14 protein-coding genes and 6 tRNA genes are annotated in these 15,296 nt (G+C 61.0%); 14 read left to right on the forward strand and 6 right to left on the reverse strand.

Annotated elements, in window-relative coordinates; translation table 11 throughout:
* Positions 1-15: 15 nt before the first annotated feature.
* The 12 genes from D0T21_RS02515 (at position 16) to D0T21_RS02570 (ending at position 6,096) form a co-directional block, all read left to right on the forward strand.
* Positions 16-1,980, forward strand: a complete 1,965-nt coding sequence (locus tag D0T21_RS02515; RefSeq protein WP_116988259.1) for a DUF6351 family protein — start codon at positions 16-18, stop codon at positions 1,978-1,980.
* Between the two features lie 71 nt (positions 1,981-2,051).
* Positions 2,052-2,127, forward strand: a tRNA-Gly gene (locus D0T21_RS02520).
* Between the two features lie 66 nt (positions 2,128-2,193).
* Positions 2,194-2,269: transfer RNA gene (locus tag D0T21_RS02525), tRNA-Gly, on the forward strand.
* Between the two features lie 45 nt (positions 2,270-2,314).
* Positions 2,315-2,390, forward strand: a tRNA-Gly gene (locus D0T21_RS02530).
* A 56-nt stretch (positions 2,391-2,446) separates the two neighbouring features.
* Positions 2,447-2,520: transfer RNA gene (locus tag D0T21_RS02535), tRNA-Cys, on the forward strand.
* A 17-nt stretch (positions 2,521-2,537) separates the two neighbouring features.
* Positions 2,538-2,613, forward strand: a tRNA-Gly gene (locus tag D0T21_RS02540).
* Positions 2,614-2,728: 115 nt separating this feature from the next.
* A complete protein-coding gene (locus D0T21_RS02545) occupies positions 2,729-2,980 on the forward strand; it encodes a plasmid stabilization protein (protein WP_116988260.1) in 252 nt (83 codons plus the stop codon).
* Positions 2,977-3,393 (forward strand): type II toxin-antitoxin system VapC family toxin, encoded by a 417-nt coding sequence (locus tag D0T21_RS02550; RefSeq protein WP_116988261.1) that lies wholly within the window; start codon positions 2,977-2,979, stop codon positions 3,391-3,393. The genes D0T21_RS02545 and D0T21_RS02550 overlap by 4 nt, the downstream gene beginning before the upstream one ends.
* Before the next feature lie 223 nt (positions 3,394-3,616).
* Positions 3,617-4,552 (forward strand): AraC family transcriptional regulator, encoded by a 936-nt coding sequence (locus D0T21_RS02555; protein ID WP_116988262.1) that lies wholly within the window; start codon positions 3,617-3,619, stop codon positions 4,550-4,552.
* Positions 4,553-4,715: 163 nt separating this feature from the next.
* Positions 4,716-5,318: an NAD(P)H-dependent oxidoreductase gene (locus D0T21_RS02560; protein ID WP_116988263.1), complete on the forward strand. Its 603-nt coding sequence runs from the start codon at positions 4,716-4,718 to the stop codon at positions 5,316-5,318.
* A gap of 21 nt (positions 5,319-5,339) precedes the next feature.
* Positions 5,340-5,741, forward strand: a complete 402-nt coding sequence (locus D0T21_RS02565; RefSeq protein WP_116988264.1) for a DUF1330 domain-containing protein — start codon at positions 5,340-5,342, stop codon at positions 5,739-5,741.
* Positions 5,742-6,007: 266 nt separating this feature from the next.
* Positions 6,008-6,096: transfer RNA gene (locus tag D0T21_RS02570), tRNA-Gly, on the forward strand.
* A 117-nt stretch (positions 6,097-6,213) separates the two neighbouring features.
* Here D0T21_RS02570 and D0T21_RS02575 read toward each other — a convergent pair.
* The 5 genes from D0T21_RS02575 to D0T21_RS02595 all read right to left on the reverse strand — a co-directional run bounded on the left by D0T21_RS02575 (position 6,214) and on the right by D0T21_RS02595 (position 12,054).
* The gene (locus D0T21_RS02575) at positions 6,214-7,680 is read right to left on the reverse strand and encodes a hypothetical protein (protein ID WP_229211307.1); all 1,467 of its coding nucleotides are present in this window, start codon (positions 7,678-7,680) and stop codon (positions 6,214-6,216) included.
* A 280-nt stretch (positions 7,681-7,960) separates the two neighbouring features.
* Complete coding sequence (locus D0T21_RS02580; RefSeq protein ID WP_116988265.1) at positions 7,961-8,830, reverse strand: ABC transporter permease; 870 nt, start codon at positions 8,828-8,830, stop codon at positions 7,961-7,963.
* 18 nt (positions 8,831-8,848) lie between these two features.
* Complete coding sequence (locus D0T21_RS02585; RefSeq protein WP_116988266.1) at positions 8,849-9,625, reverse strand: ABC transporter ATP-binding protein; 777 nt, start codon at positions 9,623-9,625, stop codon at positions 8,849-8,851.
* Entirely contained in the window at positions 9,625-10,620 is a 996-nt protein-coding gene (locus D0T21_RS02590) for an ABC transporter substrate-binding protein (protein WP_116988267.1), read from the reverse strand. The genes D0T21_RS02585 and D0T21_RS02590 overlap by 1 nt, the downstream gene beginning before the upstream one ends.
* A 99-nt stretch (positions 10,621-10,719) precedes the next feature.
* Positions 10,720-12,054 (reverse strand): porin, encoded by a 1,335-nt coding sequence (locus D0T21_RS02595; RefSeq protein WP_116988268.1) that lies wholly within the window; start codon positions 12,052-12,054, stop codon positions 10,720-10,722.
* A gap of 162 nt (positions 12,055-12,216) precedes the next feature.
* Here D0T21_RS02595 and D0T21_RS02600 point away from each other — a divergent pair, with 162 nt between their 5' ends.
* Together D0T21_RS02600 and D0T21_RS02605 are read left to right on the forward strand one after the other, a co-directional pair.
* On the forward strand, positions 12,217-12,891 hold the full coding sequence (locus D0T21_RS02600) for a response regulator (RefSeq protein ID WP_116988269.1): 675 nt from the start codon (positions 12,217-12,219) through the stop codon (positions 12,889-12,891).
* Complete coding sequence (locus D0T21_RS02605; RefSeq protein WP_116988270.1) at positions 12,875-14,269, forward strand: sensor histidine kinase; 1,395 nt, start codon at positions 12,875-12,877, stop codon at positions 14,267-14,269. Before D0T21_RS02600 ends, D0T21_RS02605 begins: the two co-directional genes overlap by 17 nt.
* 29 nt (positions 14,270-14,298) lie before the next feature.
* Here D0T21_RS02605 and D0T21_RS02610 read toward each other — a convergent pair whose 3' ends face one another.
* Entirely contained in the window at positions 14,299-15,291 is a 993-nt protein-coding gene (locus D0T21_RS02610) for a YncE family protein (protein WP_116994261.1), read from the reverse strand.
* Positions 15,292-15,296 lie beyond the last annotated feature (5 nt).

Genomic DNA, 15,296 nt, shown 5'->3' on the forward strand with positions numbered 1-15,296 from the left:
TCAGGAGCATACGCCATGGCGCTTTGGAGATTCCTGGCCGCTTGTGCGGCAACCGTAATCTGCCTGGCAGCGCAGGCGCAGCAACAACCCTTCGTCTGCCGCACGCAGGAAGCTGGCCTGGGCCAGCCCAGCGTCGACAACCAGGACGGCATCGGCCACCCCGTGGTCGATGAAAGCAGCGGCGCCATCGTCGGCTACAGCCGCAATTGCGGCATCGCCACGCGCATCCAATACTTCTACCTTGCCGGCAGCCGCTTCAAGCCCTTCGATCCCGCCACCGGCTACGCCTCGCCGCCTTCAGACCTCACCACCATCAAGCTCAAAGGGGCGGACGTGCCGTTCGTGGTGCGGGTGGAGGTCGGCACCATCAACCGCTTCGTCTACACCATCGCCATGCTGGCCCCTGCCGAGGCATGGAACCACAAGCTGGTGTACTGGCTGGGCGGCGGTGTCGGCATCGGCCATCATCAAGGCTTGCCGCTGTGGTTCAAGCCCGGAGGCTTGAGCGGCAACGAGCGGCAGTTGATGGTGCCCATGCTGGAGCGGGGCTACGCCATCGTCAGCTCGAGTGGCAACGAGGCCGGCGTCCATTACAACATGCGCCTGGCCGGGCAGACCGCCATGCTGACCAAGGCCCACTTTGTCGAAGCCTATGGCGCGCCGCTGTTCACCATCGGCCTGGGTGGGTCGGGCGGGGCGGTGCAGCAGTACCTGTTCGCGCAAAACCATCCCGGCCTGCTCGATGGCGGCATTCCGCTGCAATCCTATCCCGACATGATCACGCAGACCATCCCGATCTCGGATTGCCCGCTACTGAGCCAGTACTTCAAGGACGAAGTGGCGCTCGATCCCGCGTCGCAGTGGGCCAGGTGGACCGATCAAATCGCTATCGAGGGTATGAACGCCAGCGACAGCGCCAAACACGCCTGGACCGGCGGCGCCGGCTCGACCGAGTGCATCAACGGCTGGAAGATGGCGATCGTGACGGTGCTGAACCCGCGCTACAAGGACGACCGCTACGACCTTGCCGCCACCTTCTACCGCTATCCTGCCGGCGCGTTCGACAAGGTCAAATGGACGCACTGGAACGATCTGGAGGACATCTACGGCACCGATGCGCAAGGCTACGCGCCGATCTCCATCGACAACGAGGGCGTGCAATACGGCCTGCAGGCGCTGAGGGCCGGGCAGATCGGCATCGACGAATTCCTGCGCCTCAACGCCTGCGTGGGCGGCTGGAAGGAGCAGGCCGACTTCGTGGACTGGCAGGGCAAGGACGATCCCTACGACACCCGCAACATGCTGCGCAGCGCCACCTGCCGCGATCCGGACGGCACGCCCGCAGCGCGCCGCAGCGGCAGCGTCGACGCCATGCGCAAGGCTTACGCGTCCGGCCAGGTGTTCACCGGCCAGCGCCTGGGCATTCCGATGATAGACCTGCGGCCCTATCTTGAGCCGGAACTGAACATGCACAATGCCCGGCAGGCCTTCTCGGTACGGGCGCGCCTGCGAGCGGCCAACCCTCGCGATGCGCAGAACCAGGTGATCTGGTTCACCCGCACGGATGCCGACATGCCGGTCCGGGTGCTGGAGGCCTTGTCGGTCATGGATAAGCGCCTGAGCGGCGGGCCGCCGCCCGCGGAGTTCACCGACCGCTGCATCGATACCGGTGGCGCCGTGATCGCATCCGGACCGGCGGCTTGGGACGGCATCCTGGACCGCAAGCCGCCGGGCGCCTGTTCCAAGGCCTTCCCGCTGTTTTCCAGCCCGCGCATGGTGGCGGGGGAGTCCATCAAGGGCGACGTCTTCAAGTGCGCGCTGAAGCCTGTGGCGCAGGCGCTGAAGGACGGCAGCTATCCCGCCGGCCTGGCCTGGACGGCGCAGCAACAGACCTGGCTGCAGCGGATTTTCCCGCATGGCGTCTGCGATTACAGCCAGCCGGACCAGGGCCGGCCGCCGGTTTTGGAGCGGAACCGATAAGATTGGCATCAAGGCCATTGACAGGCGTCATGGATCCTCTATAATGCTGGCCTGTTGTTGATGACAGCGATGCGGGAGTAGCTCAGTTGGTAGAGCGCAACCTTGCCAAGGTTGAGGTCGAGAGTTCGAGACTCTTCTCCCGCTCCAAGTTATCAAGAACTAAGTAGCACTGGCAATATTGATCGCTAGCTGCTATGATGTTGGACTCCAAATGCGGGAGTAGCTCAGTTGGTAGAGCGCAACCTTGCCAAGGTTGAGGTCGAGAGTTCGAGACTCTTCTCCCGCTCCAGTTTCTTTGAAGCTGGTTGGCGCAGTAAAAATCAGTAACTCCAATGCGGGAGTAGCTCAGTTGGTAGAGCGCAACCTTGCCAAGGTTGAGGTCGAGAGTTCGAGACTCTTCTCCCGCTCCAGAATTCCGGATCGCAGCGCGTAACCCCGCTGTGCGTCTTAGTAAATAGTTTCCTCTGGCGAGGTAGCAAAGCGGTTATGCAGCGGCCTGCAAAGCCGTCTAGGTCGGTTCGACTCCGATCCTCGCCTCCAGACAATTTGAACTCCAAGCGGGAGTAGCTCAGTTGGTAGAGCGCAACCTTGCCAAGGTTGAGGTCGAGAGTTCGAGACTCTTCTCCCGCTCCAGTATGTAGAAGGGCAGCCGATGTGGCTGCCCTTTTTGCGTTTGTGCGCCGCTTTGTAGATTTGCATTCAATGCCATAAGATGAATGCATCGTATGCATTTTCGTGAGGTGACGCCATGGCCATGCTAACAGTACGTAATCTTCCAGGCGATGTACACCGCGTATTGCGGGTACGTGCCGCTCAACACGGGCGCAGCACCGAGGCCGAAGTGCGCGAGATCCTGGCTGCGGCGGTCAAACCCGAGTCACGCGTTCTGATGGGAGACGCGCTCGCGGCATTGGGGCGAAAAATCGGTTTGACGAACGAGGATGTCGAGATCCTTCAGCAGTCGAGGGACAAGGCGGCCAAACCGATGGGTTTTGAATGATCCTGCTCGACACCAATGTCGTTTCCGAAGCGATGAAGGCAAAGCCCAATGCGACCGTGCTGGCGTGGTTGAATCGGCAAACGGCCGAAACGCTGTATCTTTTCAGCGTGATTTTGGCTGAGTTGATGTTCGGCATAGAGGTACTGCCGGCTGGCAAGCGGAAGAAGGTCCTGGCGCAGACCTTTGATGATTTGATGGGATTATTCAAGGGCAGGGTGCTTCCGTTCGACGCGGACGCGGCGCGACACTATGCCAGGCTGGCCGTGGCGGCCAGGCGTGTTGGGCGAGGGTTTCCAACGCCAGATGGATACATTGCCGCCATAGCGGCATCGCGCACTTTCATCGTTGCATCGCGCGACACCGGGCCTTATGAGGCCGCAAGCATCGCAGTCATTAATCCTTGGCAGACATAACGGATCTGTTGACTGCTTTTTTTTTGCATTGCGCTACCATTTCGGAGGCCCGAAAATCGACTCGGCTATGCGGGGTGTCCCTATGTCGCTCGTCAAGCAGTCGTAAGGATTGCACGATCTAATCTTGTTATTGCCTGATTCGACGATACTGCGAAAATTCTGAAAAACACGCCGGGTGGAATGCTACGCTGTACTTTGGATAGCGACATTTCTGGGAGTGCGTATGAAGCAGGGAGCAGGGGCGGCGTTGGCGACTGCTGCCGATCTGGCGCAATTGGTCGGGGGGATTGCCCAAAGCGATGGGGATTACGTCACCCAGATCCCGGCGCTGACGGTTTACCGGCGTAGCGCGGCCACGGACCCGATGCCATGCATCTACGGCCTTGGTTTGGGGCTGGCAGTACAAGGTGGCAAGCGGGTGACGCTGGGCGATGAGATTTTTGACTACGGGCCGGGGCAGTCACTTGTGACCTCGGTCGATTTGCCTGTGACCTCCTACGTCACGCGCGCGAGTCATGCCGAACCCTATCTGGGTATTCGTCTTGAATTGGACGGGCGCGCTATTAGCCAAGTGGCCGCCGAGATGGATTTTTCCTCGCCGCTCAAGACAACGACTTCACGCGCCATCTCCGTCGTGACGCTGGATGACAGTGTGCAGGACGCGTTGATCCGGCTCATCCGGCTGTTGGATGAGCCACATATCATCCCCTTCGTTGGCCCCTTGATTCAGCAGGAAATTATTGTCCGATTGCTCCGCGGGGAGCATGGCCCCATGTTGCGCCACCTGGTCACCATGGGCTCGCCAAGCCAGCAGATTGCCAAGGTGATTACCTGGTTGAAGCAGCACTTCGCGGGGGACTTTCCGATCGATGACCTGGCCGCTCAAGCCCACATGAGTCCATCGACCTTCCGACAGCACTTCCGCGTGGTGGCCGGCATGAGTCCCTTGCAGTATCTGAAGCAGCTGCGTTTGCAGGACGCACGTCAATTGATGTTGAATGAAAATATCGACGCCGGCAGCGCTGCGCTGCGCGTGGGCTATGAGAGCGCTTCTCAGTTCAGCCGCGAATACACCCGCTTGTTTGGCGCCCCGCCGCTGCGGGATATCAGGCGCTTGCAGGAGGCCTCTGAATCCATGGCGGAGCGGCGGGAGCATTAGGTAGGGGCTGTCAAGTCATCAGATCAGGCAATTTATTCCTCGGATCGGGTTACCGTGTTTTGTGCCATCAGATTCACAATGCTCTGCATGGATGTGGCTTAGCTGCCGCGTGAATATGATGCCGTTGCCGGAAGGGCGGCGGAGGCTAACAAGGGAATCAGGAATGAAACATGTATTACTCATCAATGCGCACCAATTTTACGAAGGGATTTCTTCGGGCGGGCTGAATCGAACCATGCTTGACACCATTGAAGAAGAACTGAGGCAAATGGGATATGAGGCCCGTCATACTGCCATTGAGCAGGGCTACGACATCCATGCGGAAGTGGAAAAGCATTTGTGGGCGGACTTAATTATTTTGCAGTCGCCGGTGTACTGGTTCGGTATGCCGTGGATCTACAAAAAATACGTGGACGAAGTGTTCACGGCCGGGATGATGCAGGGACAGTTCATCACCGGCGACGGCCGCACCCGCGACGACCCAAGCCAGCAATACGGCTCCGGCGGCCTGCTGCACGGGAAGAAATACATGCTGTCACTGACTTGGAATGCGCCCACGGAAGCCTTCGGCGACCCGGGGCAGGCTTTATTTGAGGGCAAGACGGTTGACGACGTATTCGTCGCCAATACCGCCAACTATAAGTTCTGCGGCATGGAAATCCTGCCCGCATTTTCCAGCCACGATGTCATGAAGCAGGCCGACGTCGAAGGCGATCTGGCGCGACTTCGCCGACACCTGGCGGCCATTGCCAGTACAGCCCAATAACGCCATCCACGGAGCATTCATATGCAACAAGCTATCATTCGCGTCGCCGCCGCCGCCACGCTGGCGCTGGCCGTCTTGAGTAACGCGCAAGCACAAGCTGCCACCGTCCCGCCGGCAGCGCAGCCCCACGGCTACATGGTCGTCACTTATGACATCAAGGACCAGGCGGCGTTCCAAAAATACATGGATGCCGCAGGCTCGCTTGCCGGGAAATACAACGGTAAGGTCATCGTTTTTAACATGAAGACCCAGGCGGTGGAGGGTAAATCCAGGTTCATCATTGGCATTGCCGAGTTTCCAAGCCTTGCTGAAGCGGAGCGTTTTTACTACTCGCCCGAATATACCGAAGCGCGAAAATTCCGCGCCGCTGCCACGGGTGGGACCAGCACCGTGATCCTGACTGAAGGCCTTCCCCAGCAGTAAGCCGCTGCAGTCGCACCCATGTCACTTGCCTTGGTAGATACAGGATTGCTGGGACTGCTGCTGCAAATTGGTGCTGATCCACACTCTGTGTAAGCGAGTATTCGATGGATCGCCCCACCGCCCAAGCACCGCGATGGTGGTGACCCCTCACGGTTTGTGGGTAACGGATGCATTTCTTCGTTCAATTGTTCGCCTTGCGACAATTGAGCGAGTGTCTGAGAGAGGGGCGTGATGCTGCATCAATCTCACGACGCGAGGAACTCCAAGCGGGAGTAGCTCAGTTGGTAGAGCGCAACCTTGCCAAGGTTGAGGGCCAAGGTCGGGGTCGAGAGTTCGAGACTCTTCTCCCGCTCCAGTATGTAGAAGGGCAGCCGATGTGGCTGCCCTTTTTGCGTTTGCGCGCCGCCTTGCAGATGCGCAGTCCATGCCATCAGGTGAATGCATCGCATGGGGGACGCGGGCGCACGGCTGGTCAGCGGTCGTCGCCGTCGCGTCCGGTCGATGCCGGCACGGTCGGTGTTACCGACGTGACCGCGCCGGCCAGGACCCAGGCGCGCTGGCTGGGGGCAAAGCGCGGTGCGAGCAAGCCGTCGTTGATTTCGCGTGTCACGGCGAAGCGGCGAAAAGCGGTCGCAGGCAGGAACAGGCGGCTGTTGTCGGCGTATCCGTCGCTGGCTGTGTCGACATCACCTTCTGCAGCGGAGATCACGCCGTCGCCATTGGCGTCGATCCGTCGCACTTCGGCCGCATAGGCGTCAAACAGCCTGCGCGGAAACGGTATACCCGGTTCAAACGAAGCGATGCGGACATAGGTGTCCAGGAAAATTTCGCGGGCCAGTCCGCTGGGAATGAAGCGCTGACGGTTTTCCCTCTGGGCGGCTGCCTCCGCGTCGAATTTGTCAGGGTCGCGCGGGCCGGAGCCGCCAAGTATGGCGGCCGTGTTCGGATTGTCTCCGTAGTTAATCGGACTGTTCTTCACGCCGGATGGCCCGGAACCGGGTATCAGCGACGACAGCGCCCCCACGTTGCCGGCCTCGAAGGTGCCGGGTATGTCTCCGGTAAACGGTAATTCGTACAACGGATGTATCCAGTTCGTCGTGTAATTGAACTCCCAATAGCCGTGGCAATCAGTCTGCTGCATGCAATTGAGCGCGCCCATGCTGAGTTGTATGGGGACGATATTGGTCTGGCGATCGGGAAAATGATCGGTGGAACCAGGCAGATGCGGCGCCCGTCCATCCATCGTAAAGATCTGTCCCGGCACGTTCTGGTGCGTGCCCATGGCCAGGATGGCGGCGGCGTCGGCCGCTGTCATGCGGCCAAATTGCGCATGCCCGTCCGTCCGCGGCGCCGCGACTTCGGGGACCTGCAAGTCGTGGATCATCCACCCCTCGTACCAGCCGCTCTCGTTGTTGATCACGAACAGATTCGACAGGTCGGTAAACACGTCGATGAAGGCCCGCACATCATTGGGATCGGTGGGCAGTCCGGGTTTGGGTTCCACCACCAGCCGCACCGCGCCGATGGTGGGCAGGCCGCAGTTGCCGCCGGTCGCGGTCAACATCGCCTGGTCGTTAATCCCCGGGAAGCGCGCGGTAAAGGGATTGGGTTCGAAGCCTTCGGTCGCCAACAGATAGTATTGGAATAGCTGGCTCGGCTTGTCCGCCTCGGCAAAGGCTTGAATCGGCAGGTAGCTATGCGGCCGCTCCGCCAACCTTTCCAGCCGGTCCTGTAGTTGATCGGGCAATCGCCGGATATCGCCGCGATGGCGTACGGCCTCGCGATCGAAGGCCGCATGTGGATTGGGGTGGCAGGGCGGCGGCGGTTGTTCGGCATGCGCGGCGCCGGCGACCAAGGCGGCAATGCAGGTGACGGCAAGATGGGCCAGTGCGCCTTTGTGCGCGTGCTGGCCGTCGTCGATTCGTATCGTGGATTTCATGTTTCCTCCCGTAGCGTTGGCCCGCACCGCACGGTTGGGATGTGTATCTATGGCGAGGCAAGATGACATCGAGTTGCGACATCGGGCATGAAAGGCAAGCAGGCGCTTGCCGTGTGAGCTACATTGTGGCTTGCCGTGGTCGACCGGCCTTGAAGTCACTCAATCGCACCATGGGTGTTCGATTGAACCTTTTTGAGCTGTATCGCCAGAGTTGGAATGTTCGAATCCCGCCCCATTGATTTGTGACCGGGGCGGGATTTTCATTGGAGTGAGGGCGGAATCAGCTTCCGTGCTCGACGAACTGTGCGGGGCGCCATTTCAGCAAGCGGTTCTCCACCGCGGTCAGCAGATATTCCGCCGCCAGCGCCACCACGGCCAGCACGATCATCGCGGCAAACACGCCGGCCGCATTGAAGGTGCCCTGCGCCGTGGCGATCAGCAGGCCGATGCCGTGCCGCGCGCCCAGGAATTCGCCGACCACCGCACCCACCAGGGCAAAGCCAAAGCTGACATGCAGGCTGGCCAGGATCCAGCTCAGCGCCGACGGGAATACCACGGTGAAGGTCACCTGGCGCTTGCTGGCGCCCAGGATGTAGGCGTTGGCGATCAGGTTGCGGTCGGCTTCCCGCACGCCCTGGAAGGCGTTGGCGAATACGACGAAGAACACCATCACCACCGCCAGCGCCACCTTGGAGCCCATGCCCAGGCCGAACATAATGATAAAAATCGAGCCCAGCACCACACGCGGGATGGCATTGGCCACCTTGATGTAAATGCTCAGCACATCGGACATCAGCTTGTTGCGTCCCAGCGCGATGCCGAACACAATGCCCAGCACGCTGCCGATCAGGAAGCCCAGCACCGTTTCCTCCATCGTCACCAGCAGTTCTTTCCATAGCGGTCCTTGCGCCGTGCCCTCGCTCAGCCAGGTGAGCAGTTGCCCGTAGATGGCCGAAGGCTGGGAAAAGAAGAACGGGTCCAGCCATTGCCGCGTCACCGCGAATTCCCAGGCGCCCAGCGTCACCGCCGCCAGCGCCACGCGCAGGAACAGCACCAGGCGCCGGTGGTTGATGGCGCGCGCCACTGCGGCCCGCTCTTCGCTGCCGTCGCCCGGCAGGCCGGCACGGTTTGCCGTTGTGTTTGCATGCATAAATATTCTCCGTACGGTTTAAACCTGGACTTCGTCCTTGAGGTCCGACCAGATCTGTTTCGACAGGTCGATGAATTGCTGCGTATAGCGTGCTTCTGCCACGTCGCGCGGCCGCGCCAGGGGAATCTCGTAGGTACTCTTGACGCTGCCAGGTCCCTTGCTCAGCACCACCACCCGGTCGGCCAGCGCGATCGCTTCCTCGATGTCGTGGGTGACGAAGACCACCGACGCCTTGTGCTCCGACCACAGGCCCAGCAGCTCGTCCTGCATCAAAGCGCGGGTCTGCACGTCGAGCGCGGAAAACGGCTCGTCCATCAGCAGGATCTTGGGCTCGTTGATGAAGGTCTGGGCCAGCGCCACACGCTTGCGCATGCCGCCCGACAGCTGGTGCGGGAAGTGATGCTCGAAGCCGGACAAGCCGACGCGCCGCACCCAGTCGGCCGCCTTGTCCTTCGCGGCCGATTTGTCCATGCCGCGGTAGATCGGGCCGACGGCGATATTGTCGATCACGTTCTTCCACGGGAAGACGGCGTCCGCCTGGAACACGAAGCCGATATTCGGATCGATGCCGGCCACCGGCTGGCCGAATACCTTGACCGATCCCGACGACGGCGGATTGAGGCCGGTGATCATGCCCAGCGTGGTCGATTTGCCGCAACCGGTCGGCCCGACGATGGCGCAGAACTCGCCTGCCTCGACGGTCAGGCTGAACTCCCGCAGCGCCAGTGTGACCTTGCCCTGCGGGCTGACGAACTTCCTGCTGACGTTGTTCAACTCTATGGCGGGTGTCTTCATTATTTCGCAGCTTTCACGAATTCAGTGGTGTAGGTATTGGCCAGGTTGACCGACTTGCCCTGGACCGATTTGTCGAAGGCGTTCAGCACGCCGAGCACGGTGGCCGGGCCGTTGGCCGGCATCACGCCGTCGTCGGTAAACATCGCCTTGCTGCTTTCCAGCGCCTCGATATACATCTTCTTGTCGGACGCGTAGTAGTCGGCCGGCATCTTGTCGGCGATTTCCTTGGCGCTGTGGGTGCGGATGTAGCGCAAGGTTTTGACGAAGGCGTTGGCCAGCTTCTGTACCTGCGGCTTGTGGGCGTTGACCCAGGCCGACTCCATATACAGGCAGGCGGCAGGGTAGGTCCCGCCCAACACCTTTTCCGTTTCTTTCGGGGAGCGGAGATCCACCAGGATGCTGGCCGCGCCGGTGCTCACCAGTCGCGAGATGGTCGGTTCGGTGGTCATGCCGGCATCGATCTTCCCCTGGCCCATGGCGGCGATGAAGGTCGAACCCGCGCCGACCGGCAAGGTAGTGAACTCGGTACTCTTGACGCCAGACTTGGAGGCCAGGTACAAGGTCAGGAAGTTGGTGGACGAACCGAGTCCGGTCACACCCAGCGTCCGCCCCTTGAAGTCGGCCGGTGACTTGACGCTGGCGGAGGCTGCCTTGGACACCAGGATGACTTCGCCCGGCGCGTGGCTGAACTGCACCACCGATTGCACCAGCTTGCCGCGTGCCTGCAGGTCGATGGTGTGGTCGTAAAAGCCGATCACGCCCTGCGCTGCGCCCGACAGCATTTCAGTTTCCGCGTTGACGCCGGCCGGTTCGCTGAGCAGTTCAACGTCCAGTCCGGTCTCCTTCAAATAGCCCAGCTGTTCCGCCAGCTTGGCCGGCAGGTAAATTTGTTTCTCTATCCCGCCGACCATGATGGTAATTTTGTCCGACGCCTGGGATGCCCCGGCGGCGGCCAGCAAGAGCGCGGCCGCGACGGCGCTGAGAGGGAATTTCATGGTGGTCTCCGTTATATGTATTTTAATTATCTGGTCTGCGACTGCGGGCCCGCCCGGAAGGGCGAGCCTGCATCATATGCCATCGTTGTTGGCTGGCCGTCAGAAGCGGAAGCGCATGCCCGTGGCCATGCCGAACTGCGACTTGTGACCGTTGGCCTGGGCCGCCAGATAGCTGCCGTCGGTGTTCAGCTGGTCGGCAGCCAGATACAGTTCGGTGCGGTTGTCGAAGTGGTAGAACATCGAACCGTACAGCGTCTTGCGCTTGCCGCTGGCGGTGGCCTTGGCATTGCTGGCGTTGGCGTAGGCGTTCAGCACATTGCCGCCGCCGTTGACGGCGGCGTTGTCGGCATCCATGACCTGATAACCGACCTCGTAGTCGAACACGCCCTTCGGCGCGATCTTGGCCGACACCGTATAGGCGTTGTCCTTGCGGTTGCCGATGGCGGTTGGCTGGTCCGCCGTGTAGTGGAAGTAACCGGCGTTCAGGCGCACGATGCCCAGCTTGTAGTTGCCGCCGATGGAATAGCTGGTGTTGGTCAGGCCGGCCACGCTGGCGGTGTTGTAGAAGGCGGACAGGTTGGCCGCGCCGCCGTTGTAAGCCACGCCCAGCGACTTGGTCGAACCCGTGTTGAAATCGCCGGGGATGCCGCCGAACTGATAGCCGACGCCCACCATGATCTTGCCAAATTCTTTTTTCCAGACTACGCCCTTGTCGTAACGGGTGCCGGTGGCGCTGCCCGAATAGAAGATCAGCTGCTTGAAGTTGTTGTTGTTGGTGTAGCCGCCTTCGTTCATGGTGACCGCGCTGGAGCCGTAGGGATCGCCGTAGATCTTGGAGAATTCGCGTGCCAGCGTGTTTTGGCGGCCAAAGGTCAGCTTACCCAGCGATTTGCTTTCCAGTCCCATCCAGGCATCGCGGTTGAACAGCGTGCCCGGCGTATCCATATTCCCGGTCGGCAGCTCATACTCGCTTTCGAGGCGGAAGATCGCTTTCAGGTCGTCGCCGGTCTTGAGCGCATGGGCGCCTTCCAGGCCCCAGCGGTTGCCGCTGAACCAGGCCACCGACATGTCGGTCAGCGATGCGCCGCTGCTGTCGGCATTGGTGTGGCGGCTCACGCTCAAGTCGATCAGGCCGTACAGGCGGACGAAATCGTTGCTGGTACCCAGCACCAGGCCGCCGCTGAGCGGCTTGTCGGTATCGAAGCCGGGCTGGGCCGAGGCTGCGGCAGGCTTCTTATTCGCCTCCGCGCTGGCCTGCTGGGCCTGCTGGATGTCGGCCAGCGCCTTGCGCGCCTGGTCGGCTGCCTTTTGCGCGTCGGCGGCGGCCTGCTGGGCTTGAGCCAGCGCCTGTTGTAATTGTTCGGCGCTGCTTTGGGCATGCGCGGCGCCGCCAAGGGTGGCGAGTACGGCGAGAGCGGTAAGCTTGGTCTTCATTGAGTCTGTCTCCTGTTTTTTAGAGTAATATGGCAAGCGTTTTTTCGTTGCCGGTGCGACACACTCAAGATACGAGAGCGAACCCTTCAATTTGCCTTCAATCAACCCCGCCGCACCAAAATACGACACTGGTGAGGCTGCTGCACTGCGACATGGAATGCTATGAAATTATTGCTGGTGGAAGATAACCGTGAACTGTCGTCCTGGCTGAAGCGCCTGCTGAACCAGTCGGGCTACGCCGTGGAACAGGCCTACAGCGGCGAAGAGGCGAGCACGCTGCTGCTGACGCAGCAGTACGATGCGATCCTGCTGGATCTGACCCTGCCCGGCATCCAGGGCCAGGTGGTGTTGAAGGGATTGCGCCGCAAGGATGATCCGACGCCGGTGCTGATCATCAGCGCGCAGGATTCATTGCCTGATATCGTAGAGCACCTCAATCTCGGCGCCGACGACTACCTGGCCAAGCCCTTCGACATCACGGAACTGGAGGCGCGGTTGCGTTCCTTGCTGCGGCGCGCCAGCGGCAGGATCAACCCGGTGCTGCATTGCGGCGCGATCCGCTATGAAAGCAATTCCAAACGCTTCTTCATCAACGAGCAGGAGTTGAATCCGACGCCGCGCGAACACGCGATCCTGGAAATGCTGATACGTCAGCAGGGCTCCACCGTCTCGAAAAAAAACCTGTGCGACAGCCTGTGCACGCTGGACGACAGCGTGTCCCCCAAGGCGCTGGAGATTTACATCCTGCGGCTGCGTAAGAAACTCGAATGCTCCGGTGCGCAGATCATTACCTTGCGCGGACTGGGCTACATGCTGACTCATGATACGGCCGCTTAACAGCCTGAAATGGCGGCTGGGGCTGTGGGTATTCCTGCCCACCGTCATCATCTCGTGCATCGACCTGATCGTCACCTATCACAGCACCGACCAGATAGCGACGCTGGTGCAACAGCAATTGCTGAAAGGCTCGGCGCGCATCATCGCGGAACAACTGATCTCGGTCGATGGCGGTTACGAGATCAGCATTCCCCCGGCCGCGTTGGAACTGTTCGCCAGCAAATATCAGGACATGGTGTTTTATTCGGTGCGCAGCAAGCACGGCCAGTTGATCGCCGGCGACGCGAAACTGCTCGCCTATCCGGGCCCGCTCGCCATCGAGCAAGAGCGGTTTTTCATCACCACCATGCGCGGCGAGCCGGCCCGCACCATCGCCTACGCGCAGGCTTTGCCGAACATGCCGGCCGGCGAGTTTGCCATCACCCAGGTCGCCCAGACCTTGCGCGGCCACGAAGCCTTCCGCCACGACCTGTTCGTGTTGACCATACGCGAGCACCTGCTGATCCTGGCCATCGTGATACTCGGGCTGGTGATCACCTTGCGCTGGACCCTCAAGCCGCTGGCCCGCTTCGGGAAAAAATTGCAGCAGCGTAGTCCGGGGTCGCTGGAAACGCTCGACGCCAGCGGCGAGGCGGTCGAGCTGCAACCGCTGGCCGATGCGATCAACGATTATGTCGGGCGGCTCGATCATGCGCTCTCGTCCTACGAGCGCTTCGTGGCCAACACAGCGCATCAATTGCGGACGTCGTTCGCCATCATTTCGTCGCAGCTCAATTTTGCCCAGCGCAGCCCGGGCGTGCACGGGGAGCAGAAGGAAGTCTTGACGGCGATCCAGAAGTCGGTACAACAGGGCACGCGCGTCATCAATCAACTGCTGGTGCTGGCGGCGCTGGAACGCAAGCGCCAACATGGGGAGCGCGCGCCGAGCACCCAATTTTCGGTGCCGTTGCTGGAGGCGATCGATTTGCTGGCGCCGCTCGCGCAGCAACGGCATATCGACCTCGGCATCGACCGCATCGACGAGACCATCATGGTGGCGGCGCCAGCCCACCTGCTGCGCGAACTGGTGTCCAACCTGGTCGACAACGCGATCCAGCATACGCCCGTGCGCAGCACGGTGACAATTACCCTGTTGCGGCGTGACGGCGAGGGCTGGCTCAGCGTGGTCGACAACGGAGCGGGCATCCCCGCGGCCGAGTGCGACAAGGTATTCGAGCGCTTTTACCGGCTCGACGAAGCGCGCCCGAATAGCTCAGGCCTTGGCTTGGCCATCGTGAAGGAAATATGCGACGCGCTGGGCGCGCGTATCGCCTTGTCGGCCCCTTCGGACGGCCAGGGCTTGCAGGTTGATGTCCTGTTTTCCCTGGCATCGGTGTGAACGGTATCGACAGCGTCCGCGGCATCGGACTATTTTTCGCCCGGCGCTACCACCAGCACCTTCAAGGCTCCGTCAATTAACGCGGGCAGATACACATGCTGGGTCGCGGGATCGAATGCCATCGTCTTCGCGCCAACCGAGGTTGGTACATTGGCCAGTACGCGATAACCATCGGGCGATAGCTGCTGAGCCACGGTCAGCGTGGCGCTGTCGCCGTTGGAGACGTAGATGCGACCCGTCGCGGCGTCGTAAGCGGCGGCGTCAGGATGGGCGCCGATGGCAAAGTCGGCCACGCGTTTCCCATCGCGCGCGTCGATCACCATCGCCACCTTGTTTTTGCAGACGCTGAACAAGCGCGCGTGGGCAATATCGAGCGCCAGTCCGGTCGGTTCCTCGCAGCCGGCCAGCGGCCAGTGCGCGATGACCTTGCCGGCCGCGATGTCGATCACCTCGATCGCGTTTTTGTCCTCGATGTTGAAGTAGATGCGACCGGCGCCATCGCTCACGGCAAACTCCGGACGGCCGCCGACCTTGATGGTGGAGACGATGCGCATGCCAGGCACGTCGAATACCGTGACGTTGGCGCTGCCGCCGTTGAAGGTGTACAACTGATGGGCTTGCGGAACGTAGAGGATCGCGTCGGGATTCTTCCCGCTGACCTTGACTTGCTGCTTGACGGCCAGGCTGTCGAGCGCAAACACGGTGACGCTGTCCGAGCGTCCATTGCTGGTGAAGCCCAGGTTCAGTTCCGGTGCGAAGTCGACGCCGTGCACGCCTTCGGTGCCGGTGATGGCGCCCGCTACTTTATGCGTACCCAGTTCGATCACCTGAACCTGGTTGCCATGTGTGACGTACAGCCGCTGGTGGCTGGCGTCGATGCTGGCATAGTCCCATTTGCCGTCGCCGCTCAAGGCGATGCGTTCACGAACGGCATACTCCGGTGTGGCCGCCGTCCCGTATGGCGTGGCGAAAGAGCCCAGCAGCAGGGCAAGCAGGGCGGCAAAGCGTGTGGTGTGTTTCATGTCAT

It is taken from the genome of Duganella sp. BJB476 (genome assembly GCF_003416895.1).
In the GTDB taxonomy this organism is placed as follows: domain Bacteria; phylum Pseudomonadota; class Gammaproteobacteria; order Burkholderiales; family Burkholderiaceae_D; genus Rugamonas.